General features: G+C 47.6%; 18 protein-coding genes. 6 read left to right on the forward strand and 12 right to left on the reverse strand.

Annotation, left to right across the window (positions count from 1 at the left end; all coding sequences use genetic code 11):
* Window positions 1-97 precede the first annotated feature (97 nt).
* Window positions 98-712, reverse strand: coding sequence for a recombination mediator RecR (gene recR, locus BFP72_RS11765; protein WP_099599325.1), 615 nt, complete (start codon window positions 710-712; stop codon window positions 98-100).
* Window positions 713-720: 8 nt separating this feature from the next.
* Entirely contained in the window at window positions 721-996 is a 276-nt protein-coding gene (locus tag BFP72_RS11770) for an ATP-dependent Clp protease adaptor ClpS (RefSeq protein ID WP_099599326.1), read from the reverse strand.
* Between the two features lie 137 nt (window positions 997-1,133).
* Between BFP72_RS11770 and BFP72_RS11775 the strand changes: the two genes are divergently transcribed.
* A complete protein-coding gene (locus tag BFP72_RS11775) occupies window positions 1,134-1,610 on the forward strand; it encodes a C40 family peptidase (protein ID WP_099599327.1) in 477 nt (158 codons plus the stop codon).
* A 68-nt stretch (window positions 1,611-1,678) separates the two neighbouring features.
* Entirely contained in the window at window positions 1,679-2,026 is a 348-nt protein-coding gene (locus BFP72_RS11780; RefSeq protein ID WP_099599328.1) for a hypothetical protein, read from the forward strand.
* 32 nt (window positions 2,027-2,058) lie between these two features.
* On the opposite strand, the gene miaA is transcribed toward BFP72_RS11780, so the two are convergent.
* A complete protein-coding gene (gene miaA, locus BFP72_RS11785) occupies window positions 2,059-2,976 on the reverse strand; it encodes a tRNA (adenosine(37)-N6)-dimethylallyltransferase MiaA (protein ID WP_099599329.1) in 918 nt (305 codons plus the stop codon).
* A gap of 174 nt (window positions 2,977-3,150) precedes the next feature.
* Here miaA and BFP72_RS11790 point away from each other — a divergent pair, with 174 nt between their 5' ends.
* On the forward strand, window positions 3,151-3,603 hold the full coding sequence (locus BFP72_RS11790; RefSeq protein ID WP_099599330.1) for a DUF1987 domain-containing protein: 453 nt from the start codon (window positions 3,151-3,153) through the stop codon (window positions 3,601-3,603).
* Between the two features lie 198 nt (window positions 3,604-3,801).
* Here BFP72_RS11790 and BFP72_RS11795 read toward each other — a convergent pair whose 3' ends face one another.
* Window positions 3,802-5,142 (reverse strand): dihydrolipoamide acetyltransferase family protein, encoded by a 1,341-nt coding sequence (locus BFP72_RS11795; RefSeq protein WP_099599331.1) that lies wholly within the window; start codon window positions 5,140-5,142, stop codon window positions 3,802-3,804.
* A 60-nt stretch (window positions 5,143-5,202) separates the two neighbouring features.
* Window positions 5,203-6,453 carry a competence/damage-inducible protein A gene (locus BFP72_RS11800; protein ID WP_099599332.1) on the reverse strand — a complete coding sequence of 417 codons (1,251 nt, stop codon included), beginning with the start codon at window positions 6,451-6,453 and terminating at the stop codon, window positions 5,203-5,205.
* Between the two features lie 410 nt (window positions 6,454-6,863).
* On the opposite strand from BFP72_RS11800, the gene BFP72_RS11805 reads away from it, so the two are divergent.
* Window positions 6,864-7,217, forward strand: coding sequence for a hypothetical protein (locus tag BFP72_RS11805; RefSeq protein ID WP_099599333.1), 354 nt, complete (start codon window positions 6,864-6,866; stop codon window positions 7,215-7,217).
* A 92-nt stretch (window positions 7,218-7,309) separates the two neighbouring features.
* Window positions 7,310-7,957, forward strand: a complete 648-nt coding sequence (locus tag BFP72_RS11810; protein WP_099599334.1) for a hypothetical protein — start codon at window positions 7,310-7,312, stop codon at window positions 7,955-7,957.
* 11 nt (window positions 7,958-7,968) lie between these two features.
* Here the strand turns inward: BFP72_RS11810 and BFP72_RS11815 are convergent, their stop codons facing one another.
* Complete coding sequence (locus BFP72_RS11815) at window positions 7,969-10,002, reverse strand: NADPH-dependent 2,4-dienoyl-CoA reductase (protein ID WP_099599335.1); 2,034 nt, start codon at window positions 10,000-10,002, stop codon at window positions 7,969-7,971.
* Between the two features lie 270 nt (window positions 10,003-10,272).
* On the opposite strand from BFP72_RS11815, the gene BFP72_RS11820 reads away from it, so the two are divergent.
* Complete coding sequence (locus BFP72_RS11820; RefSeq protein WP_099599336.1) at window positions 10,273-10,887, forward strand: hypothetical protein; 615 nt, start codon at window positions 10,273-10,275, stop codon at window positions 10,885-10,887.
* Between the two features lie 176 nt (window positions 10,888-11,063).
* Here BFP72_RS11820 and BFP72_RS11825 read toward each other — a convergent pair whose 3' ends face one another.
* From BFP72_RS11825 to nrfH, 6 genes are all read right to left on the reverse strand, one after another.
* Entirely contained in the window at window positions 11,064-11,612 is a 549-nt protein-coding gene (locus tag BFP72_RS11825) for a cupin domain-containing protein (RefSeq protein WP_099599337.1), read from the reverse strand.
* Window positions 11,613-11,812: 200 nt separating this feature from the next.
* Window positions 11,813-12,484 carry a helix-turn-helix domain-containing protein gene (locus BFP72_RS11830; RefSeq protein WP_255397200.1) on the reverse strand — a complete coding sequence of 224 codons (672 nt, stop codon included), beginning with the start codon at window positions 12,482-12,484 and terminating at the stop codon, window positions 11,813-11,815.
* Window positions 12,485-12,789: 305 nt separating this feature from the next.
* Window positions 12,790-12,969, reverse strand: a complete 180-nt coding sequence (locus BFP72_RS19010) for a hypothetical protein (protein ID WP_143520052.1) — start codon at window positions 12,967-12,969, stop codon at window positions 12,790-12,792.
* Window positions 12,970-13,381: 412 nt separating this feature from the next.
* Entirely contained in the window at window positions 13,382-16,522 is a 3,141-nt protein-coding gene (ccsA, locus tag BFP72_RS11840; protein ID WP_099599340.1) for a cytochrome c biogenesis protein CcsA, read from the reverse strand.
* Window positions 16,523-16,537: 15 nt separating this feature from the next.
* Window positions 16,538-18,049: an ammonia-forming cytochrome c nitrite reductase gene (nrfA, locus tag BFP72_RS11845; protein ID WP_099599341.1), complete on the reverse strand. Its 1,512-nt coding sequence runs from the start codon at window positions 18,047-18,049 to the stop codon at window positions 16,538-16,540.
* Between the two features lie 15 nt (window positions 18,050-18,064).
* Window positions 18,065-18,664, reverse strand: coding sequence for a cytochrome c nitrite reductase small subunit (nrfH, locus tag BFP72_RS11850; protein ID WP_099599342.1), 600 nt, complete (start codon window positions 18,662-18,664; stop codon window positions 18,065-18,067).
* Window positions 18,665-18,669: the final 5 nt, after the last annotated feature.

Raw genomic sequence — 18,669 nt, forward strand, 5'->3', positions numbered from 1 at the left:
TCAGCTGCCCACTAAAATACCTCAACTACTCGCATGGATATCTCCTGTGCTAGACACCTCATCTATCGACAAGAATAGAAGATCGCGAAGACCATTATTATTCACCACTTTGATAGGCAGTACGGCGCAATATACTCCGTCCTAGCGTCACCTCATCTGCATACTCTAGTTCACCACCGACAGGAATCCCTCGGGCGATCGTAGAGATGCTGACCCCTGTCTCTTCTAGCTTTCTAGAAATATAAAATGAAGTCGTATCACCTTCCATCGTGGCACTAAGAGCCAAAATCACTTCTTTGACTTCTCCCTCCGAACTACGGATACGCTGTATCAGTGACTCGATGTGTAGGTCTTCGGGTCCTACTCCTTCGATCGGGGAGATTACCCCTCCCAAGACATGAAACATCCCCTTGTATTGTCCTGTGCTACGAATGGCCAACATATCTGGCGTGTCTACCACGACACAGATCACCGAAGGATCGGTATTGATGGTACGGCAGACACAGTCAGTTGTATGAGAGATGATGTGACAGGTTTGGCAATATTTGGTTTCTTTCCGGAGTCTGAGTAGCGCAGCAGATAGCTCTTCGGTCGTAGACTGCTTCTCTCGGAGCAGGTGCAGGGCCAACCGTAGCGCAGTCTTCTTGCCTATCCCTGGCAGCCTAGAGATTTCTCTTACCGCCTCTTCTATCAATTCACTCGGAAATTCCATGCGGCAATTTAGACGATTACTGCATTTATCCCCGCATCGATGATTCCTTCTTTCATCGGCTTGAGATCGTCATAGCTCCCCTTCTTGACCTCACACTTGCCGTTGAAATGAATGATGTAGGTACATTGCTCCGCCTGAATGCGCTCGTGCTCGCATACTTTAATCAGCGTATCGATCACATGATCAAAAGAATTGACTTCATCGTTGAATACGACAAGCCCTCTCCCCTCTTCGGATTTCTCATCAACCAGTACTATTTCTTCCTCTTCGAATTGCCAAGACATAACTTTCAAGATTAATTCAAATGCAAAACTAGAATAAACCCACGAAACTCTAAATTTATTCGTGAGTATTAAAACGAAAGTCCAAAACGTGACAATGGCATGATCCTTGGCTACCTTCGCATACAAACAGACAAAGGATGAATAAATATATAGTAGCCCTGGCAAGCCTCACTCTATTTTTAGCTAGTCACCACGCATTCGCGCAAAGCAAAAGAAAAAGAAAAAAGCAAGACATCAGTCTCGTCATTCAAACTGCACAAAGCTACACAGGCACCCCCTACAAATACGGCGGCACAGGCCACTCTGGTATAGACTGTAGCAGCCTCATCCAAAATTCGTTTTCACAAGCAGGATATGCCATCCCTCGCACCTCAAAAGATCAATCCAAGTACGGCAAAAAAGTGGGGTGGAACAGACTAAAGCCTGGAGACATCGTGTTCTTCAAATTCAAAGAGAAACGCAACAAATGGTATCATAGTGGACTCATCACCTCCGTCGACCGTGACCATATCTACTTCGTCCATGCCTCCTCTTCCCGAGGAGTCGTCCAATCGGACCTTTATGCAGACTACTACAAATCCCGTGTCAAGACTTTTAGGCGAGTCATCAAATAAACTGACTCAAAGAAAGCAATTGAGAAGTGCATTGCCTATTTTGGTATAAAAAAACACCCAACAATCCTATGAAAACAAAAATCATTGCACTACTAGCTATTGTGTTTGCACTATCTATCCAGTCATCCTATGCGCAGAGCACTTCAGAGATCGACATGGACGAATATTTCGCAGACCTCAACCTCACAGAAGACCAAAAGGTCACCTTTGACGAAATCACAGATGAGTACTACGCCAACTTGCAACATGTACAAGAAACAGAAACGTCAAAAACCAAAATGTACAAGGCCTACAAAACCCACAAAAAGACTCGGGACAATAAAATGAAGGCCCTCATGGACAAAGAGCAATACTCGCTCTACCAAACCAAACAAAAAGAATTGGAAAAGAAAGCACGGGAAGAAAACCGGGGGTAAGCGCCCCTCCAAAACATACCTACAAAGCCTCCTTACTCGGAGGCTTTTATTTTCTCATCAATCAGAGTCTGGATCGCTGCTACCTCCCCACGCTCAAACCAATGAAACTCATCGTCACGACTAAACCACGTCATCTGTCGCTTGGCATAGCGTCGGGAGTTGCGCTTGAGCAGGCGTACTGCCTCCGCACGATCATAGGCTCCATCTAGATAGCCAAATATCTCTCGATACCCCACAGTCTGTAGGGCATTCAGGGTGCGATGGGGGTACAGCGCTTCTGCTTCGTCAAACAATCCCTCAGCAATCATCACATCCATACGGTCATCGATGCGCTGATACAGTGTCTTGCGATCCTCGTGAATACCTATCTTGAGGACATCATAGCTCCGTTGCCTTTTGGGCTTGGCTTGACGATGCGAACTGAATGGTCGTCCCGTCGCCCGAATCACCTCCAAAGCCCGAATCACTCGCTGATGATTGTGTCGATCGACCTGTGCATAATACACGGGATCAGCTTCTTCAAGCTCAGCCAGCAAAACCTCCAACCCCACCGTCTCCAACTCCTCTCTCAAGGTCTCACGAATCCCCGCTGGCACGGCAGGCATCTCGTCCAGTCCCTCGCAGAGTGCCTTGATGTACAAGCCAGACCCTCCCACTACAAACACCACATCGTGGGCTTCAAACAATCGCTGTAGCAGTGCATCCGCGTCCTCAGCAAATTGCCCCGCATCATACTCCTCCTCCACCGAATGACTATTGATGAAGTGATGCGGCACAGCCTCCAATTCATCTTGATCTGGCTTGGCAGTACCTATCTCCATCTCTCTATAAAATTGCCGCGAATCAGCAGACAAAATCTCAGTCTGATAGGTCGTCGCTAGCCGAATCGACAGAGCGGTTTTGCCCACCGCTGTAGGGCCTGCTATGACAACCAACAAGGGATTTTTCATGGAGCAAAGATAGTATTGGGGTGGTTCATTTATCTCAATTAAAATTTAGTATTTCAACAGGTATAGGATATATTAGCGTGCAGCGAACCGAATATTGTGATCCACCACCCAAACCATCCCAATACACCAATCGCCATTGCAGAGAATAAAAAAAACCGTAGCAATACTCTACACATGGAAACAACCGAAAGTCTATCTCGACAAAGTCAGTCCGTTGACAACAGAGGAGCAAAACCTGAAGTGGTCTTGGAAAAGCTCATCTACCGTCCCACGCGTATCACTCCCCTTATTTTTTTTGATCCGTCGAGAGGTCTCCTTGAGTTGAGAGGCAAATCCAGCCCTGAGAATGCGCTGCATTTTTACAGCAAGCTCATGACTAGCATAGAAGAATTTGCCCTGCAAGGCGAACAAAACTTGGTCGCTAATTTCAAACTAGAATACTTCAACACCAGCTCTTCCAAATGCCTGTTTGATTTGCTCAAAAAACTGCTTTTGGTAGAAAAAAATGGCAAACGCGTCTCTATCAACTGGTACTATGAAGGGTATGACGAAGACATGCAAGAGGCCGGAGAAGATTACGCTGACCTGCTTGGCACGACATTCAATTTCGTAGAAACGGAGTACTAAATCTAGCTCCGAAATCCCCTTCTACTTACAAACGCCAGCCCAAGCACTGCGCATACAGAGGGTTCCCCAGGGGATGAGCAAAAGGAAATGAACCTTGAGCAGCTGCAAGCCACAGCATACAGCAAACACCACTTCTCAGATACAAAAAAAGGGCTGCTACAGCCCTTTCTATTTTATCCTATCTATACAGCGTACTCATCAGACACTACGCTCCGTATCAAACTGCTCCAAGTAGTCCGCAACACGTCTCACAAACATCCCTCCCAGTGCTCCATCTACGACTCGGTGGTCATAGGAGTGAGACAAAAACATCTTGTGACGAATGCCGATAAAATCTCCTTTGGGCGTTTCGATCACACTGGCCTTCTTGACGATGGTACCGAGGGCGAGGATCCCCACCTGCGGCTGTACGAGTATCGGCGTCCCCATGACATTGCCAAACGACCCGACATTGGAGATGGTATACGTCCCATCGTTTAGGTCATCGGGCGTGAGCTTGTTGTCTCGACCTCTCTTGGCCAGATCATTGACCGCATAAGAAAGTTCCTTGATACTCAATCGGTCAGCATTTTTGATTACAGGTACAATGAGATTACCCGAAGGCAAGGCCACGGCCATTCCTATGTTGATGTTCCCTTTCTTGATGATCTTGTCCCCATCGACTTGCACGTTGATCATTGGGTAGTCCCGAATGGCATTGGCGACCGCCTCAATAAAAATCGGTGTAAAGGTCAGCGGCTGTCCATGTTCTTCCATGAAAGCACGCTTGTGCTTGTTGCGCCAGTTGACCACATCGGTCAGATCTGCCTCTACGAATGAGGTCACATGAGGTGCCGTCTGCACGGAGGAGAGCATACGCTCTGCGATCATTTTGCGCATGCGATCCATGACAATGATCTCATCTTCCCCTGTAAATATCGCCGGGGTAGGTTGCACACCAAACTTCGCTTTGGGTTTGGTCGATTTCTCTTGGGTGATACCTGGCTCAGTACCAAACACCTTGGGGCTTTTGGAGCGCACCAGTGCCAATATATCTTTCTTGGTTACACGCCCCTCTTTGCCTGTCCCTTGGAGCGCATCGAGCTCTTTCATGGGGATCCCTTCTTCTCTAGCGATCGTCATCACCAGCGGCGAATAAAATCGCCCAGAAGTTGATTTTTCAAGGATTGGTTGGGGCACGACTTGAGTTGTGCTAGCCGAGTGCTTGTCTACTGCAGTAGTCAATAACTCCTCCGCTTCTGCAACTGCCGCTTCCTCGAGCTCCTCAGACTCGTTGGCTTTAGCAGCAATCTCATTGTCATCTACTTCGATGATGGCAATGGGCTTGCCTACCTCTACGACATCTCCTTCGTTGGCCAATATCTCCTGCAGTACACCCGAGTAAGTCGACGGCACTTCTGTATCTACTTTATCCGTAGCTACTTCCAAAACGGACTCGTCTTCTTCTATATTTTCCCCTACTTTCTTGAGCCACGAAAGGATGGTTCCTTCCATTATACTTTCACCCATTTTGGGCATCACCATTTCTACTTGAGCCATATCCGTATCAATTTCATTTTTTGGGAATATCCCGCAATATAGGCGATTTACGCCTAAAAATCACCCTTCATTCAGCGTTTGACGGAGGAAGTTGAGCGCCTTGATGACGCTGTATTCGATATTGAGAATACGCGTCCCTGCTGCCTGAACCCGCTGCGAAACAACACGATCTCCAAAGGATATAGCCAACCAAACCGTACCCACAGGTTTTTCTTCTGTACCTCCGTCTGGGCCAGCGATTCCCGTCGTAGCAATTCCAAGGTCCACGTGGAGTTTTTTGCGTACACCAATGGCCATTTCTTTGGCTACTTCCTCGCTCACTGCTCCATATTTTTCGATCGTCGCAGCAGAGACATCCAGCATGTTTTCTTTGACCGAATTGTGATAGGCGACAATCGACCCATGGTAGTACTCCGAACTCCCCGGCACAGACGTGATCCGATGCGACAGATAACCACCCGTACAACTCTCGGCTGTCGCCACAGTCACCCCCTGACTCTTGAGCAATTCGCCCACGGCATCCTCGATCTCTAGATCACCAAAGCCATACACGTACTCTTGGATCATCGGCAAGAGCTCTGCGATCTGTGCATTCATCTCTGCATCTAGTGTCGCTCGGTCTGTCCCTACGCCTGTCAGTCGGAGTTTGACCTGCCCACGTCCTGGCAAATAGGCCAGAGCCAAATGTGAAGGCAGAGCATCTTCCCAAGAGGCAATCTCCTCAGCCAGCCACGACTCTCCGATCCCAATCGTACGTACCATCTGGTGCAAAATCACTGGCAACTGAAACCGCTTCTTGATTTTGGGCAGCACCGACTTGGTCATCATGGCCTTCATCTCAAAGGGCACTCCTGGCATGGACACCACGATGCGCTTGTTGATATCAAACCACATCCCGGGAGCTGTCCCACGATCGTTGGTGATTTTGATGGATCCTTTTGGCAAATAGGCCTGCTGACGATTGATCTCCGTCAGTTCCTTGCCCAATCGGGCAAAAATCGACTCCACATCCTCTAGTGCTCCTTCGTTGAGTTCGAGAGGCATCTCAAACTGCTCTGCCAATGCCTGCTTGGTCAGGTCGTCCTTGGTAGGCCCCAGTCCTCCCGTCACAAACACCACCTGGCTATGCAACAGCGAATCTGCCACAGCCTCTTTGATGAGCTCAGACCGATCCGCAATCGAATACTTGCGACGTACCTTGATCCCCATATCGTCCAATTGCTGACTGATCCACTGCGAATTGGTGTCCAATATCTGACCATACAGGATTTCATCCCCTATGGTAATAATCTCTGCATAAATCTCTCTCATTCCTAAATACTAGTTAGCGGCACAAAATCCATAGTCCCCCATCCTTATACCGAAGCAACAAAAATAGGTTGGAAAACAATACCAATAAACTCGAATATTTGAAATAAGAAAGAAGACAATCAACGCAAGCAAATTCCAACCGAATAACTTGGCCAAGTTCGTAGTGTCCAAAAGTCCTCGTCCAGAACGATTGATCAAAACCTTCCCTCCTATTCTTTCTTCTTCTGATAATGACTCAGGTAGAACCTTAGCTGCACTTGTTCTATTGGCAGACACAAAACCACTCCGATTTGTCCTCCCCCTCCCTCTAATAATACGTCTGGTCGTTTTTATATTCTTGCTGCGATTTGTACCTTTAGCCTTGAACCAATCACTGATTCGGCTCTCTTTTCACTACTAGCACTACACCTATGAAATATATACTCCTCTTATTGGCCCTTGGACTCGTCGTGGCATGCTCCTCTTCCAAAAAAAACGGAGAGAAGTCCGCAGAAGAAATCAGTATGGAACGATTTGAGGGCAATTTCAAAGTGGGAGACATCGATCCATTCAATGCGATCGTATTTCCGATGTACCATTCGTTCGAGGTAGAACTACAAATCGCCCAAGAACCCATCATCTTCTTCTTCGACAGTTTGGACAGCCAGGGACAATTTGTCTACACCTCTGACGACCAGTCCATGTCCTTTCGTATGGAGTCCGACCACAAAAAGGGCCTGTTTTACGAGATCAACGAACCCGAACAGAAAGTCACCAAGGAATAATTTCGACATATTCGTTGATTTAATCCCTAGCTCCTCGCCTCAACTGCCTAGATATGCTTAATATTGGCCCTTGGTTACAAATTAAATCCCCAATGCTGCAGAATTTTTTACTCGCTACTTTAGTATTCGCACTTAGTTTCACTTCTACATTCGCCGAAGTGGAAGACAAAAAAAAGCCCAAGGATCAAGACCCTAAAATCGAAAGACTCCTTATCGTGGTATTGGTTCGCAACGTCGAACAGCGCAAAATCCTGGAAGATGAATTGAGTTATGATTTTTCGGATTATGGCATCAAAACCATACTGAGTTATACGACGCGATTGGCAGGAGCTGAGCATGTCACCAAAGAAGAGGTAAAACGTGTCTGCAAAAAAACAAACGCCGATGGGGTAATGATCGTCAAACTCGTCGACATAGAGCAACAAAACGGCTACTCCTACAACCAACGAGCACAATACCAAGGGGCTGGTGCTCCCTCAGCGACCAGTAGTGGTGTGGTCTTCACCAACCGTGGCACCTACAGCTGGGGCGATTACGCCTATGGCAACTACTTTGATGCGGTCAGTTCCAACATCGTCGAAATCCAAACAGACATCTACCATGTAGATTCCGAAAAAAGAGTATTCCAAAATGACAACAAATTCAGAGTAGGTGAGATCGAATCTGCGATCGGTAAATTCTCCAAGACAACTACCAAACGAGTCGTCAAAACCAAGCAAATCAAGAGAAACGAAGACTAACCCGTCTTCTCTCAAATCACGGCAGCCCATCGGACCGCTTGATCAATGGCTCGCTTGGCATCTAGCTCGGCTGCCACGTCTGCTCCGCCTATTTTACTGACCTTCAAACCCTTTTGTGCCAGTTGGTTGGCAAGCCCATCCTCCGACACCTGTCCTGCACAGAGTATCACATGATCTACGGCAAGTACATGCGACTTGCCGTCTCGCGTATAGTGCAAGCCCTCGTCATCGATACGGTCGTAGCTCACCGCAGTGACCATCTTCACCTGCTTACCTTTTAGCGTCAAGCGATGAATCCACCCTGTGGTCTTCCCGAGTTTTGCTCCCATCTTCCCTTTGGTCCGTTGAAACATCGTCACCTCCCTTTGTATCTGATGGGGATAAGCCTTGACTCCTTCTACGCCTCCTCGTGCCTCGTTGGCCGGATCTACCCCCCATTCCTTCAAAAACGCATAGGTATCGAGACTGCTACTCTCCCCCTCTGCCGTCAAATACTCCGCGACATCAAATCCTATGCCTCCCGCCCCAATGATGGCCACACGCTGCCCGACAGGTTGCTCCTTCTTGAGTACATCGAGGTAGGACAGTACTTTAGGGTGGTCTATGCCACGGATCTGTGGCCTACGTGGTCTGATCCCTGTCGCGAATACCACCTCGTCATATTCTGCTTTGGCAAAAAGTTCTGCATCTACAACAGTCTGGAGCCGCAGCGACACCCCCGCAAGGGCTAGCCGCTTGGCAAAATACCGTAGTGTCTCATGAAACTCCTCCTTGCCGGGGATCTTCTTGGCGATATTGAACTGTCCACCGATCTCATCCGCTGCATCATACAGGGTCACTACGTGTCCACGTTCTGCAGCCACACAGGCAAAAGCCATCCCTGCCGGTCCAGCACCGACTACTGCGATTTGTTTGGCAGTCACCACTGGAGACAGCACGATCTCTGTCTCGTGACAAGCACGAGGGTTGACCAAGCAACTTGCGATCTTGCGTTTGAACACATGATCCAAACAAGCCTGGTTGCAAGCGATACAGGTATTGATCTCGTCTTCTCGGGAGGTTTGACTTTTGAGCATCAGTTCGGGGTCCGCCAAAAAAGGTCTTGCCATAGATACCATGTCTGCGTCGCCTTGGGCCAAAATCTCCTCTGCGACAGCTGGCATATTGATACGATTGGTCGTGATGAGTGGTATCTGCACTTCGCCCTTGAGCTTGCGTGTCACCCAGCTGAAGGCTCCTCTCGGCACCATCGTCGCGATCGTCGGGATGCGTGACTCGTGCCATCCAATGCCTGTATTGATGAGCGTGGCTCCTGCCTTTTCGACTTCCTTGGCAAGCTGTACGACTTCTTCCCAACTGCTCCCTCCTGGCACCAAGTCCAACATCGACAAGCGATAAATGATGATGAATTCCGAACCTACTGCCTCCCGTACAGCTTTGACGATCTCTACCGGAAACTTGATACGATTCTCATAACTACCTCCCCACTGATCTGTCCTACGGTTGGTTTTCGCAGCGATGAACTGATTGATCAAGTAGCCCTCAGAGCCCATGATTTCCACACCGTCATACCCTGCTTCTTTGGCCCAATAGGCACTATTTGCAAAATCTTTGATGGTACTTTTCACTCCTCGGTGGCTTAGTGCAAATGGCTTGAACGGTGAGATCGGTGACTTGATGGCTGATGGAGCGACATTCAGCGGGTGATAGCCGTAGCGTCCCGAATGCAGGATTTGCATGGCGATCTTGCCCCCCTCGGCATGCACCGCCTCCGTGATGACCTGGTGCTCTTTGGCATGCTTTCGCTTGGTCATTCGTGCCGAAAATGGCCCCACCCAACCTTGCCGACTGGGTGCTACCCCTCCCGTCACGATCAGGCCGACACCTCCTCTGGCACGCTCTGCATAGAATGCCGCCATTCTCTCAAAGCCGTTTTTGGTTTCTTCTAACCCTGTATGCATCGACCCCATCAAAGATCGGTTTTTCAGGGTCGTAAAACCTAAATCCAAGGGTGCAAACAAGTGGGGATATGGGTGCTCACTCATGGTCTTTCGTTTAATGTCGTTCCCCTAAGTTTACTGGATTTTTCGTTCGTAGACAATAATGTACGAGCTTCTATTTCTTTCGAAGACCTGTCGCATGACTTTTGCTGCAAGAATATTTGCTCTACTCCAAGACCTATGCGCCATACGCCAAAGGATAGAACGAAGAATATAACATCTGCTCAGAATGTTCCTCTTCTCGCCACCTTTCAGAAACTATCTCATTATTTTGAGCTATACTTACCCTCTAACTACAATTGACAACCAAGTACAATGAAACACCTTTTTAGCGCCCTTCTCTTCCTTTTCGTTTTTTCCAATGCCTACTCCCAAAAATACATGGACAAGCTACTTGTAGAATCTTGCGAATGTGTTGACAAGATTGATATTGATTTAGAATTGCAACAGTACAACCTACAATTGGGTCTGTGTATGCTCGAAGCAGCACAACCCTACCAAAAACAACTCTTGAAAGACTATGAGATCGATATAGCCCACATCGACACGAATGGGCAAGGTGAAAAACTAGGTCGAATGATTGGCGTAAAGATGGCTTCTGTCTGTCCCAATACCCTCCTCGCTCTCTCCAACAAAATGAACCCTCAACCCTCACCAGAACCCAGCATCCAAGTAGCGACAGCTACCGTGTCCCAAATAGACCATGACCCGTTCGTCGTATTCACTCTCAAAGACTCCTACGACAAGGAAGTAAAATACTATTGGTTGAGCCCCGTAGAATCAGATCTGGAGCTCATTCAAAACTACCCCGCCCTATTGGACAAAAAGGTCAGCATCCGCTACGAAACCCAAGAGCTTTTTGATCCCAAGATTGAAGTATACCGTGACTTCAATGTGATTCAAGAGATTAATCTTGCGATAGAGGAATAACGAAAACCAGCACAACATCACCTTTGGCATCAGGATACCAGCCCAGCTAAAGGTCTATAGCGGCTGAAATCTATTGCAATGTCCACCGTAGTGCTCGATGCGAACAAGCACTACGGTGGTTGCACTGCTGTCTATCGACACCAGTGTGACAAGGACGATTGGATTGACAGTCGTATTTACTTCACGAAGGATATGCCGTGATTGCCACAAATCTTGGCTACCGTTTCAAAATTGGGAGGTCCAGGAGGTAGGTCGGACAATTCCTGAAACATCATCTCAATACCAGCAGGAAAAGCACTCGTGATCATCTTTGCCTTTTCTGTACCGACCACTGTCCAGGCATGCGAAATATTCTTAGGGGCGAAAGCTGTGTCTCCTGCCTGTAGCACTGTCGTTTTTCCGTCTACCATGATCTCGATTTGCCCTGCAATCACCCTAAAAATCTCATCTTCTTTGGTATGAATATGAGGCGGTATGCCGACACCTGGCTCTACATCATCTACCCACTCCACAATTTGGTTGTCAGTATCACTACCTACTAGTTTGTGCGTCTGGATATCTCCAAGCACATTGAGCACATCCCCATTTCCATCTCGGATAATTTTGGATTCGAGATCCGCAGTTGATCTGTCCTCGCCTAAAATGCTTTTGCTGACGGAAACTCCCGGAATCAAGGCAACCCCAATTCCGATACCTGTTGTTTTGATAAAATTCTTTCTGTCCATTATCATTCTGTTTTATTGATTAAATGTGTGGTTTTCCTCTACAAACAAGCCTTTGCCATAGCGAAATAGGTAGTATCTGACCAAGGCTGATGCCCCAGATGATGGCAAAGTCTTGTTTCACCTTGTGGAAACTAAGATAAAGGAGAAGGGTACTTTGAAAGTTGTGATAAAATCGGCAAAACCTTAGAATTTCAGCAAAATCAGCTTTTTCTAATCTGTGAAGGTGATAATTTGGAGTGCTTTTTTAGATAATAACTGAAATAATCGGGCGAGGAAAACCCAAGATCATAAGACACTTGTTTGATAGGCTTGTCCGTAAATTTCAATTCGTAACGGGCCGTCATCACCAGCTTTTCGTCAATCAGGCTTTTGGCATTTGTCCCCAATACATCCTTTACGCATTCGTTCAGGTACTTGTCCGAAACGTGCAGTTGCTGAGCATACCCACTCACCTCGTGATGCTCCGAATAGTATTTATCAATCCTTTGCTTGAATTTGTAAACCAGGGCTGCTTTTTGGTTGTTGTCAGAAATAAACGTCCTGATATTGCACTTTCCGTCACAGTACACAAAAAAGGTGTTCAATAGCGATAGGATAGCCTCATCTTTATGCGCCAGATTGGTACTGATTAGTTCATCCAGCATCTCCAAAATCGACTTTACGCGTATTTCGATTCCTGGCGAAAGATTTATTTTAGGGATCTCGTCCGTAGATTTGAAAATTCGGACTTGTGTAATGTGTAGATTCTTGAACGTAGGGTAGTCCAGTGTGCTTTTTGGCAAGTACAGTAAGTAGCCTGAGGAAGCCGCCGTTTCTCTTTTATGTATGCTCCAATCAAAATCCGGGGTGAGGAAGAATACCGAATTGGACACGTTGCTGTACTTTGTCTTGTTAATTTCAATATGCTGAACACCTTTGTGAATCCAACACAGCGTATAACAGTCCCTTTCACTTCGGCTTGAAGTTACCTTGTCGAGAATTGGCGATATTTTTATTGCATCTAGTGGCATGCTGATGTGACTGTCAACCTAACTTGGCGAGGTGACGCACTTGAATTCACTGTAGCAAAGTAGTAAAATCTGCTGGTGCATCCAAAGCATCAGATCGGACTGCAAACAGAATGGAAGGCGACAAACACTTTAGAATTTCCGAGACCTTACTATTGAATAGCGCACTACTACTGGATAGGAGCAACGGATGGACGCCCTTCTGTATTTCGGATCATAGTGGATGCCAGCAGTAAACAAGGTGAAGGCTGGGTACCGTAGTGCTCGCTCGCAGCGAGGGTTACGGTAGTTGCTCTGCCATGTATCGATACAAGTGCGTCCTCATCACAGACAAGGACGATTGGGGGCATCTCCTCACTCTATATGTTTCCAGCGAAATATATAGGTCAAAAAATGGCATTGATTTGCTGTGATTTTGTCAAATGAACGAAAAAACAACCTTTTTTAACCCTCTATTGAAAAGAGTAGACGGAGAGTACTGTATAGAAACAGAGTTTACACTTGGTGGCCAACATTTTTCTAAACCAAAATATCTAGGAGAGGGAGGATTTGGGTATTTCAAGATCCCAAACCTGATTGGAAAACGTGTAAAAGTGCTATGCCACGATGACGAAAAGGTAGAAATACTTAGTATTCTCCCTTAGATCCCCATCTGTAACGAGGGAGATTGAGGATATTGGTAGTGTACTAGGATAGACATCTATAGAGACGATGGGCATTTCAAATCCCCAATCAATGCGAACCCTGCACGGTCAGTAGCGATTAGCTCTTCTGCCCGTGCAGCTTCTTATAGTTCCACTTGGAGAGGATCGCCAATATCACTACGCCAGCCACGATCCAGTACACGAACTGTGGGATCGGTACGGGATCACCTTTGGCGTAGGAATGCAAGCCTGCAAGGTAGTAGTTGACCCCAAAGGAAGTCATGATGATGCTAAAAAACCCTACTACACTGGCCAAGCTATAGACATAGAGGTCGTTGAGCTTCGGCACGAGACGCAGGTGGAGTATCGTCGCATACACGATCACCGAGATCAGTGCCCAGGTTTCTTTTGGATCCCAGCCCCAGTATCTCCCCCAGGATTCATTGGCCCATACCCCACCGAGGAAGGTTCCTATGGTGAGCATGAACAGTCCGATGGTCATGGACATTTCGCTGATGTAGCTTAGTTCTTTCATGCTGTTGAACAAGCGCTCATTGCCCTTCTTCTCGACAATCATAAACACCAAAGTGAGTATCCCCAGCAATGCCGACAGTGCCAACGGCGCATAGCTACTCACGATGATCGCCACGTGGATTTTGAGCCAGTAGGATTTGAGTACAGGCACAAGGTTGGTGATCTCAGGATTGAGCCAATCCAAGAAGGCCACAAACAGCAGCGTCCCAGCAAACAGAGCCGCTAGCGGTACCACAAAATCAGACTTGCGGTAAAACGAGAAGCCAAACAACATCAGCGCCCAAGACACCAATATGATCATCTCATAGCCGTTGCTCCAAGGAGGATACTGTGCTGCATACCACCGCAAGATCAGGTTGAAGGTCAAGGCCAAAAAGCCCACAAAAACCACTGCGGTCAAGCCGATCTTGCTCTTGTCGACCAACAAATTGTTCGGGTAAAAAACCGAAAAGATCGCAACGGCCAATAGTGCGATGCCTGTCAACCAGAAGAAAGAGAACAGGTGGTTGAACAACCTGAGTTTGTTGTACAGCAATTCTGCCCGCTGGATGTTGCTACTAGGGATCACGGCTGCACCTTTGACATTTTGGAAGGTGCGGATGTAACTTAGCGTCTCGTCGGCTTGCGTCCAATCTTTGTCTCTACTGGCCTTGAGTACACTCTGGTAGTACATCGGCATGATGCGCTTCACAAATACAGAATCTTCTCCTTTGAACGCCTCTCCCTCGTATTTGTCATGAAACCAAGTATTCTCTGGATCGCCTTCTAGCGGAAACAATTTTAAATAGTATCCAGTCAACCCTTGAAAGAAAACATTGAACCGCTCGTCTACATGGATCAGCTCCTTGTCCAGATTGGATCGCTCTGCGGGTTTCTTGCGGTTGGCCTCTTCCACCAAATCCAATAGCAGGTAATTGCCCCGCTGATCCAACAGGTCAGTGAAAGCCAAATATTTGGTTTCCTCTTTGCCTATCGTTTCGAGGATGGCCGCTCCTTTCTTCGGATCGATCTTGATGATGGGCACAGCCTGCCACACCATGGGATTGATTTGCATCATCAAAAACTGCTGATCGCTGTTGAGCTTCATATCAGGCGTCAAAGCAAAAGACGAACGTCCATGCACCTTTCTCAAGAATTCGGATGACAAGGTATTGACTGGTTTGATCCGTCCATCCAGATCCTGCACGAGCAACTCCCCAAATTCATTGGCTTTGTCCGCGGGGATATAACTGGATTTTATATTGTTGAGAAAGGCTTGTTGGTCTTGTTGCCCCGTCTCCTGGGCAGATACGCCACTCCATAGTCCTAGCACCAGTACGACTGTAGAAGCGACCTTCTTGGCATTGAGTGCTGACAATTTCTTATTGATGGTTTGAAACCTAGAGTTCTTCCAAAACAGTGTCAAGAACATCCCGATCCCCAGCAAAGTGTAACCGAGATAGGTAATGTTCGTCCCCCACCAATCGCTGTTGACCGAGAGCACCGTGCCCAACTCGTCGGTATCGTAGGATGCCTGAAAGAATCGATACCCACGGTAGTCCAATACATTGTTCATGTAGATGTGATACGGAAACTGCTCCTCTCCATCTATGACCGTGACACGACTCGAATAGGACGATGGGCTCACTGATCCAGGGTAGCGTATCAACTCAAAATCATTCAATGCAATCTCAAAGGGTAGCTGTATGGGCTTGGGTCCGTAGGTGATGTCGACATGATACGCCCCCAATTGCACGTGTTGTTTGTCGCTGTAGTTGCCGTCAAAAGCAGGCAAAAGCACCTCGTGCTGTATCTCACCATCTGACAGCTTGACAAACAGCAGATCATCCAGCGTCTTGGCCTTTTGCTGATCCTCAGACTGACGATAGACCACTGCGCTGTGCTCAAAAATCTCTGGCACTACGAAGGCTACTCCTTCCCCTTGATACAGCGCGCGCAATTTCAGGTCTTGTAGCGTATCTGCAGGCAACCTACCCCCTGACTGGGTAGCCATGATCATAAACGATAGCTCTACGGGAGACTGAATCTTCAATTCGCCATCCACTTCATAGATATTGACTGCTCCTGGTACGGGATTGTTGAATGTGACGGGGTAGTTATTGACCAGGATCGACCCGCCCGACTGCAAGTACAAATTTTCTCTACCGGTGGTGCCAGCAGTCACTACTGTGAGTACGGCACCTCCTGTTTTGGATTCAATTACTTTTTGTTCGGCCTGCGGCACAAAAGCGGCAGCCTCGACCGTCACCTCTCCATTTTGTCCAAAAGACAAGTCAAAGTCAGGTTGACTGAAAAAGGATAAATTGAGTTGCTGCTCGTAGGTCTCTTTGTAGTCTCCCTTGGTCACCTCGACCTGAAGGTAGCGCTCCTGCGAAACGATCTCCGAAGCAGCCTGCCCCTCACGGATACTCATGAGCCCCTCGAAACCATAGTAGCGTGTCACAAATGCTCCAATGAGCGTGACGATGAATGCGACATGAAACAAAAAGATGGGAAACTTCTCTTTGCGTAGGAGCTTGTACCGAAAGATGTTTCCCATAAAATTGAGCACCAACAAAAACATGATCACCTCAAACCACCAGGCTTTGTAGATCATCGTTTGGACGGCTTGCGTACCAAAATCGTTTTCCAAAAATGTACCGTAAGCCATCGCTATGGCAAAAAGCAAAAGAAGTACTGTTGTCAACTGATTAGAAAACAATACTTTAAAAATTCCTGACTTCATATGATTTGTATCTCCTTACTTCATGGAGACGGCCTTCTTCACCCCCATGCCTTCTTCACGTTTCTTAGCCTCTTCGAGCCACTTAGGTATGATATTCTTCTTAAACTCTTCCTTCTCTTTCTCCAAAGCTACACGATCGATTCCCATCAATTGTTGCGCCTTGTCTTTGGTCGTGATGTCTGGGTAAGGCAACTCTTCGTTGTACCCCAAACTCGCCAGCAATCTGGCCAGCTTGATCCGACCTTGGCCTGCCACATCCATCGCCGAACTGACCACTCTACTCACCTCCACGGGAGAGTGAAAAGAAGCCCCATGAGACGCTACCGAATAGTCCCATCTCCACTGCGCATGTCGAATATCCTGCAGGATGTCCACCATATCCGCTTCGGTCGCGCCCAACTCCCATGCCTTGCCCGCTTCCAAGTGCAAACGAACTAAAATTTTCTCCAACTTCTCCATATTTTCGGCAACCATTTTCTGTCTTGTATAGACATCTGCTACCAAATCCTCTTTGTCTTGACGATGACAGACCTGACAGGAGTTGGTTACGTTGTTGAGTGGAGACTGGATATGGTGGTCTGTGTACTTCTGTCCACCTTCTGAGGTATATGGCATGTGACAATCCGCACAGGACACCCCGCGCTTAGCATGTATGCCCGTGCTGTATATTTCATACCCTGGATGTTGAGCCTTGAGCATTGGCGCTTTGCTCACCGCATGCGTCCAGTCACTGAAATTGATCTCATCATAGTAGGCCTCCATCGCCTCCACAGAAGTACCGTCTCTCCATGGGAACACCAAATAAGGCACGCCTTCTTTGCCCGGAAGGTTCTTGTTGAAATAGTACTCAACATGACACTGCGCACACACCAGAGAGCGCATCTCTTGATGACTCGATGCGTTGATATCCTTGCCCATCGCCTCGAACGCCTCGATCAGCGCTGGGCGTGTGATACGAAGACTCATGGTCTCAGGGTTGTGACAGTCGGCACACCCTATAGCATTGACGACTTCCGCCCCCTTATCAGCCCACTTACCACTATAGAACTCGTCTATTCCGATCTCATTCATCAGACGAGGGACGTCTGGGCTCTTGCAGGTCCAGCAAGTACTCGGCATAGGCCCTGTACCAGGCCCCGTAGGAGCGCCCGTTCTGAGGATGTCACGAATATCATCTACTGCATAGTAGTGCCCTCGTGGTGCATTGTACTCCTTGGAGAAAGCATAGCCTGCCCACAAGATCACCAATCTCGGATCCTTTTCGAGCATATCAACAGGCTTGCTTCCGCCTTGGTAACTCTGAAAGGTCGTGTCTTTGGTTTCCAAGAAGGACTGATACTGTCTCGGAAAGTTCTCTCCCCACACTTGATTGCGGGGTTCATTGTCCGCTATCTCTACCATGGGTTGGTAGGCGAACTTGGATTCGGTTTTTCTACTGATGATGCTATTGGCTAACAGGCTCAGTAAAAAGGCTGCTACTGCAGTCGCAAAAAATAAAAATACATGTCTTTTTTTGATAGAGGCCATGGTCGGGACATTTGGTTATTTAGAAGACTTCAATTGTTTTTTGATCCAGTCTGGGACAAACTCCTTCTGCTGCTGACGAACGGACAACGGTTCAATGAACTGACCAATGGCCGCCAAGCTTTTCACTCTGCCATGAGGAGTCTCTCTGTGACATTCCCAGCAGGCTCTGCTGGTTCTATTTTCTTCATGATTGTCCACCCAAGATGCCATTTTTGCATCGGTGACTTGATCGATATGGCACCTGATGCAATTGTTTTGCACTACATGCTGACTGGGTTCTCGCATGGTGATCGCCTGAGGCTCCATTCGCATCGTATAGATCGAGGCATGGTACAATCCATCCATTGCTTTGAAATAGTACTTGTTCACCACATTGTTGTGCGGTACATGACAATCATTGCAGACGGTGACACGCTGGTGCGAACTATGATCCCACGTGATGTACTCAGGAGTCATCACGTGACAATTGATGCATGCCTTGGGATCGTCAGAGAGGTAGGATACCGCGTTGGACACTCTCAACACATAAAACCCTAAACCAGCCATCAGCCCACACAAGAGTGTAACGGGTACGATCCACTGGTCAGGTGGTATTATCTTGTTTAGGAGGTTCATGGTAC

This window comes from Reichenbachiella sp. 5M10, from assembly GCF_002742335.1.
Taxonomy (GTDB): Bacteria; Bacteroidota; Bacteroidia; order Cytophagales; family Cyclobacteriaceae; genus Reichenbachiella.